Genomic DNA, 15,780 nt, shown 5'->3' on the forward strand with positions numbered 1-15,780 from the left:
TATCCCGCAACAAAATCAAACGCGAATCGTTCTCATTTTTGCTACTTATCTGATTCTCAGGAGAGAAAATGCGCTTCCCTCAGGCCTTCGTTTTATCGCTGTTTTCCGCCATGCTCGCCTGTACGCCTGCGGCCTTTGCAGCAGAGGCCCCCGCACTGACGGTCGTTCATGCGCAGGGCTCCACCGCCGTGCCGAAACATCCGCAGCGCGTGGTGATCCTCAGCCCGGCGACGCTGGATATTGCTGATGCCCTGGGGATTAACCCGATGGGCGTGCCACAAACCAGCGCGCACTATCCGCAGCATCTGGCGAAGTACAACGGCAAGGCGTATCTGAATGCCGGCACGCTGTTTGAACCCAACTTTGAAGCCCTGAGCAATGCCAAACCCGATCTGATTCTGGCCGGTGCCCGTGCGCATGATGCCTATGGCAAGCTGAGTGACATTGCCCCGACGATCTCACTGGATCTGGACCCGAAACACTTCGTGCAAAGCCTGACCGAACGTACCGAACAGCTGGGTGCGATCTTCGGTAAAGAAGAGAAAGCGCAGCAGGTGATTGCAGCGTTTAACGCACAGATTGCTGACGTGCGTAAAGAGTCCGCCACCGCCGGTAGCGCGATGATGCTGATGATTAACGGTGGCAAGATCAGCGCGCACTCACCGGGTTCACGTTTTGGTTTTATCTACGATGTGCTGGGGTTTAAACCGGCCACAGCCTTCCCGGAAACCGGTAAACACGGTAATGCGGTCTCGCCTGAGTTCATCATGGAAGCGAATCCTGACTGGCTGTTTGTGCTGGATCGCGACAGCGCCATTGGCCGCAAAGAGGGCGTATCCGCACAGCAGGTGCTGGATAACCCGCTGGTGCGTAAAACCAATGCCTGGAAAAAACAGCAGGTGGTCTATCTCGATTCCGGTTCGCTGTACATCGCAGGCGGCATTCAGAGCTACAGCAATCTGATGACTCAGGTGAAGCAGGTGCTGGATAAAACGAAAACCCAGCCGTAAATGAAATCCGTAGCCTTTATTGCAGGCCTGGCATTACTGCTGGGCCTGCTTGTTTGCAGCCTGTTTGTCGGCGTCAGCCGTGTCACTCTGCTCAGTCTGTGGTCAGATCCTGAAATGCGGGAAATCCTGCTGATCAGCCGTTTTCCCCGTACCGCCGCGTTACTGCTGGCGGGGAGCGCGATGAGCGTGGCGGGGCTGATGATGCAGATGCTGACGCAAAACCGCTTTGTTGAGCCTTCGGTGGTCGGCACCACGCAGTCTGCCAGCCTGGGACTGCTGCTGGTGATGATCATCAGTCCTGCCGCGCCGATCATGCTGAAAATGGCTGTTGCCACGCTGTTTGCTCTCGCAGGCACCGCGTTGTTTATGCTGATGATCCAGCGTATCCGTATGAAATCCTCCCTGATGGTTCCGCTGGCCGGCATTATGCTGGGCGCGGTTTTCAGTTCGGTCACCACCTTCCTTGCGATGAAGTTTGATCTGCTTCAGTCGCTGGGCGGTTGGGAATCGGGTGACTTTTCCAGCGTGATGCAGGGACGCTATGAACTGCTGTGGGCGGTGGGCGCGATCACACTGCTGGCAGCGGTGATGGCTGACCGCTTTACGGTGGCGGGCATGGGCCGCGATTTCTCGGTCAATGTCGGGCTGCACTATCGCCGCGTGATGCTGATGGGGATGGCGATGATCGCCATGATCAGCGGCGTGGTGGTGGTAGTGGTCGGCGTGCTGCCATTCCTGGGCTTGATTGTGCCTAACATTGTCAGCCTGGCGCTGGGCGACAACCTGCGGCGCACCGTGCCCTGGGTGGCACTGGTGGGCGCGATGCTGGTGATCGGCTGCGATATTCTCGGCCGTCTGATCATTCACCCGTTTGAAATTCCGGTCAGTGCGCTGCTTGGCGTGCTGGGCGCGATAATCTTCCTGGTGCTGATTGTGAGGTCGAAACGCCATGCGCACTGATGCTTTGTCTCCCGGCAAACGCCTGCTGCTGCTGGCAACGCTGCTGCTGGTACTGATGGGCGTTTTCATGACCCTCGGTCTGCACGGCAATATCGCCTATATCCTGCGGCATCGCGGGCAGATCCTCGCCACGATGGTGCTGGTCGGGTTTGCCTCAGGCATCAGTACGCTGCTGTTTCAGACCCTGACCCGTAACCGCATTCTGACGCCGTCAGTGATGGGGCTGGAGTCGCTGTTCGTATTGATGCAGACGCTGCTGATATTCGCGCTGGATGTCGGCGGCCTGAGTATGCTGGGCAGCGTGGGGCGCTTCATCGCCGAAAGCGCGCTGCTGGTGATGTTTGCCACGTTGCTGTATCGCTGGCTGCTGGGGGGGGCCGGGCTGGATCTGCACCGGGTGCTGTTGATTGGTCTGGTGTGTGGCACGCTGTTCCGCAGTATCTCAGGTCTGATGCAGCGCCTGATGGAGCCGGGTGAGTTCGCGGTATTGCAAAGCCGCATCTTCGCCACGTTTACCCGTGCCGACAGCGATGTGCTGCTGATTTCAGCCGGGGTGATTGCACTGGTCGCCACGCTGGTGTGGCGGTTACGTCACCGTCTGGACGTGATGGCGCTGGGGCCGGATAGCGCCATCGCGCTCGGTATTGCCTGGCAGCGTCATGTTACTGGTTTACTGCTGCTGATCTCGCTGCTGGTGGCGGTGTCGACTGCGCTGGTGGGGCCGATGATGTTTCTCGGCCTGCTGATCGTCAATCTGGCCTATCCGCTGATGGGAAGCTGGCGTCACGCGTATCTGCTGCCCGGCTGTGTACTGATTGGCATCATCACGCTGGTGGGCGGGCAGTTGATTCTGGAGCGGCTGCTGGATATGGCCGGTACGTTGTCGGTGGTGATTGAGTTTAGCGGCGGGGCATTGTTCATCTATTTACTGCTGAGAAAGGGCGCGAAGTGATCGACATTAAGCAGGTCAGCAAACAGTACGATAATCAGCCGGTGTTGCAGAACATCTGCGAAACCCTGCCATCGTCAGGCATTACCTCTATTATCGGGCCAAACGGTGCCGGCAAGTCAACGCTGCTGTCGGTGATCAGCCGCCTGCTGAAAGCGGACAGCGGCGTGGTGACGGTGGACGCGCTGGACGTCAGCGATGCCAACAGTGAAAAACTGGCGAAGGTGCTGTCAGTGCTGCGCCAGGAGAACCATTTTACCAGCCGTCTGACGGTGTGGGACCTGGTGAGTTTTGGCCGTTATCCCTACAGCAAAGGGCGGCTTAATGAGCATGATCGCCAGCATATTGAGCAGTCGCTGGTGTTTCTTGATTTGCTGCCGTTGCGTCATCGCTATCTGGATGAGTTATCCGGCGGTCAGCGCCAGCGCGCCTTTGTGGCGATGGTGCTGTGCCAGGACACGCAATATGTCCTGCTGGACGAGCCGCTGAACAATCTGGATATGAAACACAGCGTGGCGATGATGAAGCAGCTCAGACGCGCCGCCGATCAGTTAGAAAAATCCATTGTGCTGGTGATCCACGATATTAACTTTGCCTCGGCGTACTCCGACTTCATCCTGGCGATGAAGGACGGACAGGTGGTATTCCGCGGTACGCCAGAGCAGGTGATGGTGCCTGAGGTGATCGAAGGGATCTTCGATCTGCCCGTGACCATCGAGCAGGTGAACGGCCAGCGTATTGCGATGTATTACCGTTAGCGAGCCGTCACGCGGGGGCGCTTTACGCTGAGGTACCGGACACGTTTACCCCTGCTGTTGTGCGCGTTGACCACCAGCACAGCAGCGAGCCGAGACTGACCATGCCAGCGCCTTGCCAGAAGTTGACCGACAGGCTGGCATCCAGCATCCAGGCGGCCAGCATGGCCGAAAGCACGGGAATAAAATAGGACGCGGTAGCCAGCAACGTCACATTACCGTGCAGGATGCCGATGTTCCATGCCGCATAACCCAGGCCCATTGCCAGCGCAGCCAGCGCCAGACTCACCAGCACCGGAAGCGTGATGATCATCTCTGGCTGAGATGCGGAGAAATATTTTATCCACAACGCCAGTGCGGTCAGCATAAAGAATAGCGTGATGCCGTTACTGCCCCGGGCTATTTTTTGCGTCAGCACGCAGTAAAGCGCCCAGATCACGGCGCCCGCGAGAGCCAGGCCATAACTGAGAGGGTTTGAGGCGATGTTATTGCCGATCTCTGCCAGCGACAACGCATGCTCACCCGCCAGCACTTTGGCGATCCCGACGAGGGAGACCGTCATTCCCGGGACGATCAGCAGGCTGCATTTTTGTCGGGCGATAAACACCGATAACAGGACGGTGAGGCTGGGCCAGAGATAGTTCACCATACCCACTTCAATCGCCTGCATGCCGCTGCGGGCATAGCCCAGCGAGAGAGACAGGCAGATTTCATAGCTGACAAACAGCAGGCTGCCCAACAGCAGATAGGCGCGGGGAAATGTTTTTACCTTCGGGAATCCCACCGTCAGCAGTAACAGCAGCGCGCTAAGCGTGTAGATCATCGCGGCTCCGCCGACAGCGCCGAGCCCTTCACTGACGCCGCGTATCAGCCCGACAATGGCGCTCCACAGAATGATGGCGATAAGCCCGGTCAGCGTGGCTTTTTTGTGAGTCATGGTGCGGTCCCTGCGGTGATGATGTTATCCGTCAGGATTTTACAGGGTAGATCGCCTTTTCACATCGAATTGATGGCTTATGATTCATAATCCGCCAACCGGCTGATATGAATACCCATCCAGGTTAATTCATCATTAGGTAAGCGGTACTGATATTTTTCCTGAATATAGTCGCGTACGGTACAGGCGATTGACATTGCCTGTGGGTGGAACTTCATCATCTCGTGATAAAAGTCATCACTGTGCTGTGTTGCGATTTTTTGTGCCATCACGCGCTCGGCGAAATAACGCAGGTGGGTAATAAAGCGATGGTAATTCACGCTGTTAATATCGATATTTCTATTCAGTTTATATCTGACGATTTCGGCAATACGGTTCACTAACTGAACCTGCTGATGCGCATCCCCGCTGTCCGGATCGCCGGAGGCATTAATCAGATGAAAGGCGATATGTACCGCTTCGTCATCATCCAGCGCCACCCGAAAACGGTCGTTGGCGAGATCGCGTGCCTGCACGCCGATCTGATATTCACGTGGGTAATAACGCTTCACTTCCCAGTTCAGCTTATTTGCCAGCGGATTACCCGCTTTGCAGCGCTCAACCGCATAGAAAAGATGCTCCGCCAGGGTGAAAAACAGTACGTTGTTCAGCTTCTCAACGTACTGTTTTTGCGCCAGCGCAATGATGTCGTGGGTCAGGTCAAAATACGCTGCCGGAACCGTATCGGTGAGTGAGAGAAAGTGCTGAGTTTTAAACCCTTCCAGGGGGATAAACACCTGTTCGATGGCATCCCTATCCACATCGGCACCGGGTTTGGCGCCAAAACCGATCCCCTTGCCGAACAAAATCAGCTCGCTCTGGTCCTGTTGGGCCAGCAGCATGCTGTTATTCAGCGATTTCTTCACTTTCATCGAGAGGGTTCCTTGACGGTCAGCTCAGGTCGCTGCCGTTACTGGCAATAACCTGTTGATACCAGTAAAACGAATCTTTACGCAGACGCGCCAGGCTGCCCTGTCCTTCATCATCCTGATCGACGTAAATAAAGCCGTAACGTTTGGACATCTGCGATGTGCCGGCACTAATAATGTCAATGGTTCCCCAACTGGTAAAGCCCAACAGATCAACACCTTCATCAATCGCGGCCTGCATTTGTTCAAAGTGTGATCTGAAGTAGTCAATGCGGTAGTCATCGTGTATCTGCCCCTCAACCACCACGTCTTTTGCCCCCAGGCCATTCTCAACAATAAACAGCGGTTTCTGGTAGCGGTCGTACAGCTCCAGCAACGAAATTTTCAGGCCGACCGGGTCAATCTGCCAGCCCCATTCCGACGCAGGCAGGTAGGGGTTTTTGACGCCCAGAACGGTATTGCCCGGAATGCGCTCGGCATCGGGCTGGGTGGACTCGGTGATCGACATATAGTAACTGAACGACAGGAAGTCGACGGTATACTGGCGCAGGATCGCCAGGTCGTCAGGCTGCATTTCCAGATGAATACCGCGCCGTTCCAGGTCGCGCAGGATCAGCGGCGGGTATTCGCCTTTGACCTGAACATCAGTGTAGAAGTAGTTTTCCAGGTTCTTTTTCAGCGTGGCTTCCACATCCTGCGGATGGCAGGTTCTGGAATAGGTCGTCAGTTTGGTCAGCATACAGCCCACCTGGCTGCCGGGGATTTTCGCATGACAGTCACGGGTTACCATCGCTGAGGCAACAAACTGGTGATGCAGCCCCTGATAGATGTCCTGTACCGCCTGGCCGGGTGCGCATTTCTCTTCGCGGATCCCGGCGGTGGTGAACGGGTGGCGATGAATACTGTCGATCTCGTTGAAGGTCAGCCAGTAGCGCACCAGATCTTTATAGCGGTCGAAGCAGGCATTGCTGTAGTGCACAAAGGCATCCACCACCTTGCGATCGACCCAGCCGTTATACTTTTCACTCAGTTTCAGCGGCATCTCGTAATGGGACAGCGTAACCAGCGGTTCGATATTGTGCTTACGCATTTCACGGAACAGATCTTCATAGAATTGCAGCCCCGCTTCATTCGGCTCGGCCTCTTCGCCCGCCGGGAAGATGCGTGACCAGGCAATGGAAACGCGCAGCACTTTAATGCCCATCTCCGCAAACAGCGCGAGGTCCTCTTTATAACGGTGATAGAAGTCGATGCCGCGACGTTTCGGATAGCGGGCATCGTTAGTGCCGTTCAGGGCATCCTGAATGTTCTCATCGGTCAGCGCCATATGGCCGCTGTAATCCGTCAGGTCGAGATTGGATTTGTGCGCAATGGCATCGGCAACCGACGGGCCTTTACCCGCCACGTTCCATGCGCCTTCGGCCTGGTTAGCGGCAATGGCCGCGCCCCACAGAAAGTTTGGGGGGAAAACCGGGGTGTTCTGTTTCATACCGACTCCTTTAAAGTCATCACGTTCCAGGGATGGCCGACCGCAGTGGCGGAGGTGTTCGCTGACACCTGAAAACGCTCACTGTTGGTCACCACCATGACAACCACCGGATCAAATCCGGCGGCGATAATCGCCTCAAGATCGAACTCAACTAACAGATCGCCGGATTTAACCGACTGATTTTCTTTAACCTTAGGAGAGAAGCCGCGACCGTCCATTTTGATGGTGTCGATGCCAATATGGAAAATCAGCTCTGCGCCGCTGTCGGTGAGCATGCTGAGCGCGTGACCACTTTCGAACACGCTGCTGATGGTGCCGTCAGCCGGAGCAAACAGCGCGCCGCGGGTGGGGATCACCGCAATGCCGTCGCCCATCATGCCGGAGGAGAACACGTCATCATTCACCTGGGCTAAGGGGATAACGGTACCCTCTGCCGGGCTGCTGAGCGCGAAGTCACTGACGGTCGCGGGCACGGGGATGGCCGCCTGCTGCGGCTCTTCATGCCAGAACAGCAGAGTGGCAACAAAGGTGATGACAAACGCCAGCGCGGCACCCAGCAGGGCATAGAGGATATTGTATGGGTTTTCGGCGGAGACAAACATCGAGATACTCGCCAGCCCCGGCCCCACCAGCGCAAAGGCTTCTACCGCCATCCAGCCAATAAAGCCACCGCCGATCACGCTGCCGACGATCACCGCATACAGCGCCTTTTTGTTCAGTAGCGTGATGCCATACAGCGCCGGTTCCGTAATGCCGCACAGGGCGGAAATGGCCGCCGACAGCGCGGTGGACTTTTTAATTTTGTCCCGGCTTTTGAAGTAGATGGCGAAGCAGGTCGCGGCTTCCGCTATGTTATGCGCCAGCGAAGCGGGCAGGTAGAGCATCTCCCGGCCAAACTGTGACATGGAGGCCACGACGTAAGGGATCATCGGTTTGTGCATCCCGGATGCCACCATAAAGGGCAGCACGCCTGCCAGCAGCGCGGTAGCCACAAAACCCAGTTTGCTGAACAGCCAGAAGATCACTGTGGCCATGCCTGCGCCCAGCTCATAACCCAGCGGGCCGAGGAACAGCAGTGTTACCGGCACGGTCACCATCAGCGACAGCATCGGTGAGAGAAACACCCGCACGGCAGAGGGAGAGTAGCGGTTAAACAGCTTCTCGGTTTGCGCATAGAGCAGGACGCACAGAATGGCGGGAAACACCTGCGAGGCATAAGCGACATTTTGCAGGTCGAGGGAGAGAAACTGCGCGCCCTCTGCCAGCTGTTTGGCCATCGCGGGCAGCACCATCACCGACACCGCGGAGACAGCCACCAGAATATTCACCTTCAGCTTGGTGGCGGTGGTGATCGCCACCAGGATTGGCAGGAAGTAGAGCGGGGCGGAACCAATGTTATCCAGCACTTTCCAGGTGGAGCTGCTGCGGCTGAGCCAGCCCATCAGATCCAGTAAAAGCAGCAGGGATTTCAGTACCCCGCCACCGGCAATCGCCGGGATCAGCGGCTGGAAAATGCTGATCACAAAGTCGATAAACCAGGCTCCGGGGCTGACGCGTGCAGACGCGGTTTTCGTGCCCGGCTCGCGCCCGGCGGCCATCTCCCGCACGGCCTCATAAATGCCGATCACCTCTTTGCCAATGATCACCTGGCACTGCACATTGACGCGCACGCCGAGGATGCCGGGCACTTTTTCCAGCGCGCTCTGCTGGACCAGCCCGTTGTCATTGAGCGTCAGCCGCAGGCGGGTTGAGCAGTGCTCAATGTGATCAATGTTATTGATGCCACCCACGAGGGTAATAATGTGCTTTGCCGTTTCCATGTGGTTCATCTGACGACCCTCTTTTGCGCAAAAAAAAAGACCTGAAGCCCTCCGGTGAGAGAGAGCTTCAGGTCTTGCCTGGTGGATACCAGTGACACGCCTGGGATCACTTCTATATTTTGTCGCGGTTAAAGGCAACCAGATTGCGTTTTGCTGAACAGAATTTGTGAGCCGTATGGCAGATAGAGATCAGGCCAGCTTGATCAGCACCATGCCCATCAGTAGCAGTGCCACCCCAATCCAGCCTTTGTAATTGAGGCGCTGCCCGAACATTATCCAGCCTGCGGCAATGGTCGCGACCAGCCCGAACCCACCCCATAATGCGTAAGCGACAGATAGCTCAATGCCTTTTACTGCCTGCGACAGCGCACTAAAGGCCGCCAGTACGGCCAGCAGTGACAGCACGCCCCAGACTTTATGCTTAAAACCATTCGACAGTTTAAGGAAGATATTGGCGGCGATTTCCAGCAGAGTCGCTGCGCACAGCCAGACGGCGTGTACCCATTCAAACGCTTGCATGCTGCCTCCTGCTGGTGGTGCCTGATTTAATCAGGGCAATACCCGCGACCAGCGTTGCCAGACCGAGCATTTTGGCCGGTGAGATCGACTCATCAAATAACAGCACGCTGAACAGCGTAATAAATAAAATACCGATCCCTTCCCACATGGCATAGGCAACGCCGAGCGCAATTTTTTTAATCGAAACGGAAAGGGCAATATAAGAGAGGGCAATCATGATCAGCATGAGGAAATATCCCAGCTGATTATCGCTGACGCTCGACCACTTCATAAACAGCGTCCCGGTGATCTCAAGTGCGATCGCCAGTGCCAGTAACATCCAGTAAAACATGATTTTTTCCATCAACAAACATAACTACACGCCAGCCCGAAAAGAAGTCAGGCTGCCTGAAACAGCAGGGGATATGTTTTTGGAAAGGGGACTAAAGCGCGTTACGCCAGTGTTGTTCACCGGAAAGGGAATAAGCGGAAGAAAAAAGGGAAGAGCAGTTTTGCCAGGCCTTGCACATATTATCCATAATATTTACAACTTATCCGCGTTGTTGCTTCTCGTCGATGCGGAAAGAAAATTGTCCTCAGTGGTTAATCACGCCTCTCTTTTACCCGATCATTGCGTTTTTTGCTGGCTAATTTTCAATTCTTTACGCTACTTTTTTGTTTATTAATAGCGAATCTGACTGCTTTTATACCGCGTATTCCTGTGTTTTATTTTTCTGCCAGTAAAGCGGGTGAAAATAATGCCGCAGTGAAATCACTTGCAGGAAAAGGTTAATTTGTGTAAAAAATCGTGTCAAATCTAACTGATAATCATTTTTATTTGCCTTTAGTTTCTTACCAGGAACCTGCATCCATGAATACCTCTGTGTTAAACCCGCGCGCGCTGGCTTGCGCGTTATCGTTTGCCGTGCTGGCGGTGGCCACCTCCGTTTCGGCAAAAGTCCAGACCCTGACCGATGTCATTGGCCGTGAAGTGAAAGTTGACCTGCCCGCTAAGCGCGTCGTGCTGGGTTTTTACTTTGAAGACTACATGTCCGTGGGGGGCGAAAAAGCCTATGACTCCGTGGTAGGGATTTCCCGTGAAGCCTGGGAAGGCTGGGTGCCAGCGAACTGGAACATGCACGTCGCGCATCGTCCGTCGCTGAAAAACATCCCGGATGTCGGTGAAGTGGAAGCACAGAGCTTCTCGGTAGAAAAAGTGCTGAGTCTGAACCCGGATCTGGTCATCCTTGCCGACTGGCAGTTCCAGGCCCTGGGCCAGGACGTTCAGCGCATTGAAAAACAGGGTATCCCGATTGTGGTTATCGACTACAACGCGCAGACCGTTGAGCGCCATGTGGCCTCCACCCGCGTGTTGGGCACGCTGACCGGGCAGGATGCGCGCGCCAGTGAAATGGCAGCACTGTATGCCGGTGCATTGAAACAGGTGGTGGATCGTATTGCCGCGGCGGGTAAACCTCAGCCAAAAGTGTATGTTGAGTTCGGCAACAAAGGGCCGGAAGAGTACTCCTTTACCTATGGCAAAAATATGTGGGGCTCAATGGCAACCGCCGCTGGCGGTAATAATATCGCCACACCGTTTGTGGAGTGGTGGGGCCCGTTGAACCCGGAGCAGGTGCTGGCTTCAAAACCAGATGCGATCTTTATCTCTGGTCGTGAGAACAACAAAAACCCGCATGCGCTGCCGATGGGGCAGGGCGTGGATCTTGCCGAAGCACGCACCAAACTGAAAGGCTTTGAACAACGTCGCGGCTGGAACGAATTACCGGCGGTGAAAAACGGCAAAGTCTTTGGCGTTTATCAGGGCGCATCGCGCACGCTGTCTGACTTCGCGATGGTGCAGTATATGGCGAAACAGCTTTATCCTGAGTTGTTTAAAGATATCGACCCGCTGGCGAACTACCTCAACTTCTACAAAAAATACCTGCCGGTCACCCCGGAAGGGACGTTTGTGGTGAGTGTAAAAGAGTAAGTTGACGAAATCTGGCAGGGGCGGCCGCTGTTTGGGCCGCCCCTTGCTGTTATACAGGACTGCGGAATGAACACTCCCACCAACAACCGTGCAGCCATTGCTGCGCATCGCGCGCGTGAAGGCAAACGCTGGCGCTACGTCTTCCTCTTCCTGCTGCTGACCGCTCTCTGTCTGGTGCTGGATATTGCGACCGGCCCGTCGATGCTGGCGCCCTCTGAAGTGATTCGTTCACTGACCGGCATCGGTGAACGTGCGGCCATGACCGATGCCATTGTGCGTGAGTTTCGCTTGCCGATGGCGCTGATGGCGCTGGTGGTGGGGGCCGCGCTGGGGGCGGGCGGGGCACAGATGCAAACCCTGCTGAATAACCCGATGGCCAGCCCTTATACGCTGGGGATGGCGGCGGCGGCCGGTTTTGGCGCGGCGTTGAGCCTGGCCTTTGGCGGCTTTGGGTTGAATCCTATGATTGCTGTGCCGATTGGCGCTTTTATCTTCTCCATGCTGGCGGCACTGTTCCTGTTTATGCTGGCCTCGATGCGCCGGGTGCGAACTGAAACCATTATTCTGGGCGGCATCGCGCTGCTGTTTCTGTTCCAGTCGATGCTGTCGCTTATTCAGTTTCTTTCCTCCCCGGAGCTGTCGCAGCAGATTTTATTCTGGCTGTTTGGCAGCCTGACGAAAGCGACCTGGCCCACGCTGACGCTGACGGCGGCAGTCACACTGGTGTGCTGCCTGTTGTTGATGGCGGACTCGTGGAAGCTGGCTGCGCTGCGGATGGGGGAAATGCGTGCGCTCAGCCTGGGGGTTAACGTGCGGCAACTGCGGATGAAAGTGCTGGTGATTGTCGCGGTCATGACCGCCACGGCCACCAGTTTTGTCGGTGTTATCGGGTTTATCGGGCTGGTGGCACCGCACATTGCACGCATGATGGTGGGGGAGGATCAGCGATTTTCCCTGCCGATGTCGGTGCTCAGTGGCGCACTGATGCTGTCAGCGGCGTCGGTGCTGTCTAAATCCATCGTGCCCGGCGCGCTGTTCCCGGTCGGGATCGTCACCGCCATTGTCGGCGTGCCTTTCCTGCTATGGCTGATTTTTTCTCCCCGGAGGAGCGCCCTGTGATCCAGCTTGATAATGTCTCTGTTCATCGTCAGGGACGGCCGATTATTGATGCGGTGAGCGCCGGGCTGGAAGCCGGTAAAATCCATGTGATTATTGGCCCGAACGGTACCGGAAAAACGACGTTGTTGAGTGCCATCTTTGGTGAGCTGGCGCTGGCATCCGGGCAGATCGGCTGCGGTGGACATCATCTTGCGGCGGGAAAACAGCCTGGCCGGGTGCTGCAGGTCTGGCGCGAAATTTTCGCGTATTTACCGCAGGACAGCAGCGCCGATATTGGCCTGACGGTGCTGGAAGTGGTGGTGCTTGGGCGGCTGGGCAAACTCTCGCTGCATATTGATGATGAAACGCTGGAAGCCGCCATGCAGCGCCTGGCGCAGGCCGGGATTGCCCATCTTGCCGGACGTGATATCGCGTCGTTAAGTGGCGGTCAGCGTCAGATGATGCTGTTTGCCCAGGTGATGATGCGTGAGCCTCTGGTGATGTTGCTGGATGAGCCGGTCAGTGCACTGGATCTCAAGCATCAGCTGGCCCTGCTTGATCTGGTTCGGCGTGAAACCCGGGCACGGGGCTGGGTGACGGTGATTGTGCTGCACGATCTTAACCTGGCCTGCCAGTATGCGGATAACCTGCTGGTCGTGGCGCAGGGGAAAATCCAGGCTTCCGGGAACCCGCGTGATGTCGTGACCGCCGAACTGATTGCCGCCACGTACGGCGTTGAGGTCGAGATCTTACGCGATCGCGCAGGAAATCCGGTGATCCAGCCGCTCAGCGCAGCGGTGTTGTGATAAATCCTCAGGCAAGGGCACGGCGATCCTGTCGTGTCACTGTCTGAGGTATTTTTAAAAAAAATTCAGTACCAGCTCGCATTTCAAGGAATGATGGAGGGAAAGATTGGTCCGTCCGGTGTAGGCTGCTCCCACAGGAGAATGTGGACTACAGGGCATGTACGAATTTACGTTGATTTTATTGTTGCTACAGCAGATGTGTGTGTTTCTGGTCATCGCATGGCTGATGAGTAAAACCCGTCTGTTCATCCCCCTTATGCAGGTTACGGTGCGTCTGCCCCATAAGCTGCTGTGCTACATCACCTTCTCTATTTTCTGCATTATGGGTACCTATTTCGGTCTGCATATTGAAGACTCGATTGCTAACACGCGCGCCATTGGTGCGGTGATGGGCGGCCTGCTTGGCGGCCCGGTGGTGGGCGGTCTGGTAGGCCTGACGGGCGGATTGCATCGCTATTCGCTGGGCGGCATGACGGCGCTCAGTTGTATGATCTCCACGATTGCCGAGGGGCTGCTGGGCGGCCTGATGCACAGTTATTTGATCAAACGTGGACGCAGTAACAACGTCTTCAGCCCGCTGACGGCGGGCGTCATTACGTTTGTCGCTGAACTGGTGCAGATGGCGATTATCCTGCTGATTGCCCGACCCTTCCAGGATGCTTTGCACCTGGTGCAGAGCATTGCGGCACCCATGATGGTGACCAATACCGTGGGGGCAGCGATGTTTATGCGCATCCTGCTGGATAAACGGGCGATGTTTGAGAAGTACACCACGGCATTTTCGGCCACGGCGCTGAAGGTGGCCGCCTCGACCGAGGGGATATTGCGCCAGGGGTTTAATGAAGAGAACAGCATGAAGGTGGCGCAGGTGCTCTACAAAGAGCTGGATATTGGCGCCGTGGCCATCACTGATCGTGAACGCCTGCTGGCCTTTACCGGCACCGGTGACGATCACCATCTGCCCGGCAAGCCGATCGCCTCCTCCTATACCTGGCGTGCCATCGACAGCGGAGAAGTGGTCTATGCCGACGGTAACGAAGTGCCCTACCGCTGCTCGCTGCACCCCAATTGCAAACTTGGCTCGACGCTGGTGATCCCGCTCAGAGGCGAAAACCAGAAGGTGATCGGCACGATAAAGCTGTATGAAACGCGCAACCGCCTGTTCAGCTCCATCAACCGTACGCTGGGCGAAGGCATCGCGCAGCTGCTGTCTGCGCAGATCCTCGCCGGGCAGTATGAGCGTCAGGAAGCGCTGCTGGCCCAGTCCGAGATCAAACTGCTGCACGCCCAGGTGAATCCCCATTTTCTGTTTAATGCGCTGAATACGCTGATGGCGGTGATCCGCCATGACAGCGAAAAAGCCGGGCAACTGGTGCAGTATCTCTCCACGTTCTTCAGGAAAAACCTGAAGCGTCCGTCGGAGGTTGTCACGCTTGCGAATGAAATCGAACATGTGAACGCCTACCTGCAAATTGAGCAGGCGCGTTTTCAGTCGCGACTGAGCATCCGGTTGTGGGTGCCGCAGGAGCTGGCTTATTACCAGCTTCCTGCGTTTACCCTGCAACCGATTGTGGAAAATGCAATAAAACACGGCACCTCACAGCTGCCAGGCATCGGTGAAATTACACTGAAGGCCAGCCGTGACGGGCAGCATCTGGTGCTGGATATTGAAGATAACGCCGGGCTTTATCAGCCCAAAGAGAGCGGTGGTGGGCTGGGGATGAGCCTGGTGGATAAACGTTTGCGCGTGCGATATGGCGACGCTTACGGTATCACCGTCACCTGTGAACCGGATTGTCTCACCCGCATTACACTGCGGTTACCGCTGGAGGAACCCCTATGATCAGCGTATTGATTGTCGATGATGAACCCCTGGCGCGCGAGAACCTGCGCGTCATGTTACAGAAAGAGCCGGATATCGAGATTGTCGGCGAGTGTGGAAATGCTGTTGAGGCGATCGGCATGGTGCATAAACTGCGCCCTGACGTACTGTTCCTCGATATCCAGATGCCGCGCATCAGCGGCCTGGAAATGGTCAGCATGCTTGACCCGGAGGACCGCCCCTGGATTGTCTTCCTCACCGCCTATGATGAGTTTGCGGTGCAGGCATTTGAAGAACATGCTTTTGACTACCTGTTGAAACCGGTGGAAGTTCCGCGACTGGAGAAAACGCTGATGCGCCTGCGTCAGGATCGTCACGGGCAGGATGTCTCCGTGCTGCCGGATAATCAGCAAGATCTGAAGTTTATTCCCTGTAGCGGCCAGAGCCGTATCTATCTGTTACAGATGAAGGACGTGGTGTTTGTCAGTAGCCGCCTGAGTGGGGTGTATGTCACCAGTCAGGAGGGGAAAGAAGGCTTTACCGAGCTGAAGTTACGCACGCTGGAAAACCGCACACCGCTGCTGCGATGCCACCGCCAGTTTCTGGTGAACATGGCGCATCTGAAGGAGATCCGCCTTGAGGATAATGGTCAGGGGGAGCTGTTACTGAGCAGCGGTCACACCGTGCCGGTGAGCCGCCGCTATCTGAAAAGCCTGAAGGAGGCCGTGGGCTTGTAAT

Annotated in this window: 16 protein-coding genes; 10 read left to right on the top strand and 6 right to left on the bottom strand. The window is 56.0% G+C overall.

Annotated features, from left to right (window positions below):
* Positions 1 to 68: 68 nt before the first annotated feature.
* From WH279_RS08090 to WH279_RS08105, 4 genes are read left to right on the top strand one after another with little or no spacing between them, the layout of a single operon-like run.
* The gene (locus WH279_RS08090; protein WP_445235209.1) at positions 69 to 1,010 is read left to right on the top strand and encodes a siderophore ABC transporter substrate-binding protein; all 942 of its coding nucleotides are present in this window, start codon (positions 69 to 71) and stop codon (positions 1,008 to 1,010) included.
* Positions 1,011 to 1,970, top strand: coding sequence for an ABC transporter permease (locus tag WH279_RS08095; RefSeq protein ID WP_339455713.1), 960 nt, complete (start codon positions 1,011 to 1,013; stop codon positions 1,968 to 1,970).
* Positions 1,960 to 2,922, top strand: coding sequence for an iron chelate uptake ABC transporter family permease subunit (locus WH279_RS08100; protein ID WP_234472203.1), 963 nt, complete (start codon positions 1,960 to 1,962; stop codon positions 2,920 to 2,922). The genes WH279_RS08095 and WH279_RS08100 overlap by 11 nt, the downstream gene beginning before the upstream one ends.
* The gene (locus WH279_RS08105) at positions 2,919 to 3,677 is read left to right on the top strand and encodes an iron ABC transporter ATP-binding protein (protein ID WP_339455717.1); all 759 of its coding nucleotides are present in this window, start codon (positions 2,919 to 2,921) and stop codon (positions 3,675 to 3,677) included. The genes WH279_RS08100 and WH279_RS08105 overlap by 4 nt, the downstream gene beginning before the upstream one ends.
* A 22-nt stretch (positions 3,678 to 3,699) precedes the next feature.
* Here WH279_RS08105 and yddG read toward each other — a convergent pair whose 3' ends face one another.
* The 6 genes from yddG to mdtJ form a co-directional block, all read right to left on the bottom strand.
* Positions 3,700 to 4,611 carry an aromatic amino acid DMT transporter YddG gene (gene yddG, locus WH279_RS08110; RefSeq protein ID WP_339455719.1) on the bottom strand — a complete coding sequence of 304 codons (912 nt, stop codon included), beginning with the start codon at positions 4,609 to 4,611 and terminating at the stop codon, positions 3,700 to 3,702.
* 77 nt (positions 4,612 to 4,688) lie between these two features.
* Complete coding sequence (locus WH279_RS08115) at positions 4,689 to 5,522, bottom strand: PRD domain-containing protein (RefSeq protein ID WP_339455721.1); 834 nt, start codon at positions 5,520 to 5,522, stop codon at positions 4,689 to 4,691.
* Positions 5,523 to 5,541: 19 nt separating this feature from the next.
* Positions 5,542 to 7,008 (bottom strand): glycoside hydrolase family 1 protein, encoded by a 1,467-nt coding sequence (locus WH279_RS08120; protein ID WP_339455723.1) that lies wholly within the window; start codon positions 7,006 to 7,008, stop codon positions 5,542 to 5,544.
* Positions 7,005 to 8,837 (bottom strand): beta-glucoside-specific PTS transporter subunit IIABC, encoded by a 1,833-nt coding sequence (locus WH279_RS08125; RefSeq protein ID WP_339455725.1) that lies wholly within the window; start codon positions 8,835 to 8,837, stop codon positions 7,005 to 7,007. The genes WH279_RS08120 and WH279_RS08125 overlap by 4 nt, the downstream gene beginning before the upstream one ends.
* 180 nt (positions 8,838 to 9,017) lie before the next feature.
* Complete coding sequence (gene mdtI / locus WH279_RS08130; RefSeq protein ID WP_339455727.1) at positions 9,018 to 9,347, bottom strand: multidrug/spermidine efflux SMR transporter subunit MdtI; 330 nt, start codon at positions 9,345 to 9,347, stop codon at positions 9,018 to 9,020.
* Entirely contained in the window at positions 9,334 to 9,678 is a 345-nt protein-coding gene (gene mdtJ, locus WH279_RS08135; protein ID WP_133843594.1) for a multidrug/spermidine efflux SMR transporter subunit MdtJ, read from the bottom strand. Before mdtJ ends, mdtI begins: the two co-directional genes overlap by 14 nt.
* Between mdtJ and WH279_RS08140 the strand changes: the two genes are divergently transcribed.
* The 6 genes from WH279_RS08140 (at position 9,677) to btsR (ending at position 15,779) form a co-directional block, all read left to right on the top strand.
* The gene (locus WH279_RS08140; protein WP_339455729.1) at positions 9,677 to 10,012 is read left to right on the top strand and encodes a hypothetical protein; all 336 of its coding nucleotides are present in this window, start codon (positions 9,677 to 9,679) and stop codon (positions 10,010 to 10,012) included. The two genes, mdtJ and WH279_RS08140, sit on opposite strands and share 2 nt — an antisense overlap.
* A gap of 185 nt (positions 10,013 to 10,197) precedes the next feature.
* Complete coding sequence (locus WH279_RS08145) at positions 10,198 to 11,316, top strand: ABC transporter substrate-binding protein (RefSeq protein ID WP_339455731.1); 1,119 nt, start codon at positions 10,198 to 10,200, stop codon at positions 11,314 to 11,316.
* A gap of 66 nt (positions 11,317 to 11,382) precedes the next feature.
* Positions 11,383 to 12,435 (top strand): FecCD family ABC transporter permease, encoded by a 1,053-nt coding sequence (locus tag WH279_RS08150; protein ID WP_200641230.1) that lies wholly within the window; start codon positions 11,383 to 11,385, stop codon positions 12,433 to 12,435.
* Positions 12,432 to 13,220, top strand: a complete 789-nt coding sequence (locus WH279_RS08155; protein ID WP_339455735.1) for an ABC transporter ATP-binding protein — start codon at positions 12,432 to 12,434, stop codon at positions 13,218 to 13,220. The genes WH279_RS08150 and WH279_RS08155 overlap by 4 nt, the downstream gene beginning before the upstream one ends.
* 157 nt (positions 13,221 to 13,377) lie before the next feature.
* Complete coding sequence (locus WH279_RS08160) at positions 13,378 to 15,063, top strand: sensor histidine kinase (RefSeq protein ID WP_339455737.1); 1,686 nt, start codon at positions 13,378 to 13,380, stop codon at positions 15,061 to 15,063.
* Complete coding sequence (gene btsR, locus WH279_RS08165; protein WP_200641233.1) at positions 15,060 to 15,779, top strand: two-component system response regulator BtsR; 720 nt, start codon at positions 15,060 to 15,062, stop codon at positions 15,777 to 15,779. The genes WH279_RS08160 and btsR overlap by 4 nt, the downstream gene beginning before the upstream one ends.
* Position 15,780 lies beyond the last annotated feature (1 nt).

This window comes from Erwinia sp. MYb375 (assembly GCF_037479175.1).
Taxonomy (GTDB): domain Bacteria; phylum Pseudomonadota; class Gammaproteobacteria; order Enterobacterales; family Enterobacteriaceae; genus Erwinia; species Erwinia rhapontici.

Excerpts from the sequence above, each read along its gene's own strand:
- WH279_RS08140 (WP_339455729.1), top strand. The coding sequence starts at position 9,677 with ATGATTTTTTCCATCAACAAACATAACTACACGCCAGCCCGAAAAGAA.
- WH279_RS08120 (WP_339455723.1), bottom strand. The coding sequence starts at position 7,008 with ATGAAACAGAACACCCCGGTTTTCCCCCCAAACTTTCTGTGGGGCGCG.
- yddG (WP_339455719.1), bottom strand. The coding sequence starts at position 4,611 with ATGACTCACAAAAAAGCCACGCTGACCGGGCTTATCGCCATCATTCTG.
- mdtJ (WP_133843594.1), bottom strand. The coding sequence starts at position 9,678 with ATGTTTTACTGGATGTTACTGGCACTGGCGATCGCACTTGAGATCACC.
- WH279_RS08125 (WP_339455725.1), bottom strand. The coding sequence starts at position 8,837 with ATGAACCACATGGAAACGGCAAAGCACATTATTACCCTCGTGGGTGGC.
- btsR (WP_200641233.1), top strand. The coding sequence starts at position 15,060 with ATGATCAGCGTATTGATTGTCGATGATGAACCCCTGGCGCGCGAGAAC.
- WH279_RS08100 (WP_234472203.1), top strand. The coding sequence starts at position 1,960 with ATGCGCACTGATGCTTTGTCTCCCGGCAAACGCCTGCTGCTGCTGGCA.
- WH279_RS08090 (WP_445235209.1), top strand. The coding sequence starts at position 69 with ATGCGCTTCCCTCAGGCCTTCGTTTTATCGCTGTTTTCCGCCATGCTC.
- WH279_RS08150 (WP_200641230.1), top strand. The coding sequence starts at position 11,383 with ATGAACACTCCCACCAACAACCGTGCAGCCATTGCTGCGCATCGCGCG.
- mdtI (WP_339455727.1), bottom strand. The coding sequence starts at position 9,347 with ATGCAAGCGTTTGAATGGGTACACGCCGTCTGGCTGTGCGCAGCGACT.
- WH279_RS08160 (WP_339455737.1), top strand. The coding sequence starts at position 13,378 with ATGTACGAATTTACGTTGATTTTATTGTTGCTACAGCAGATGTGTGTG.
- WH279_RS08095 (WP_339455713.1), top strand. The coding sequence starts at position 1,011 with ATGAAATCCGTAGCCTTTATTGCAGGCCTGGCATTACTGCTGGGCCTG.
- WH279_RS08115 (WP_339455721.1), bottom strand. The coding sequence starts at position 5,522 with ATGAAAGTGAAGAAATCGCTGAATAACAGCATGCTGCTGGCCCAACAG.
- WH279_RS08145 (WP_339455731.1), top strand. The coding sequence starts at position 10,198 with ATGAATACCTCTGTGTTAAACCCGCGCGCGCTGGCTTGCGCGTTATCG.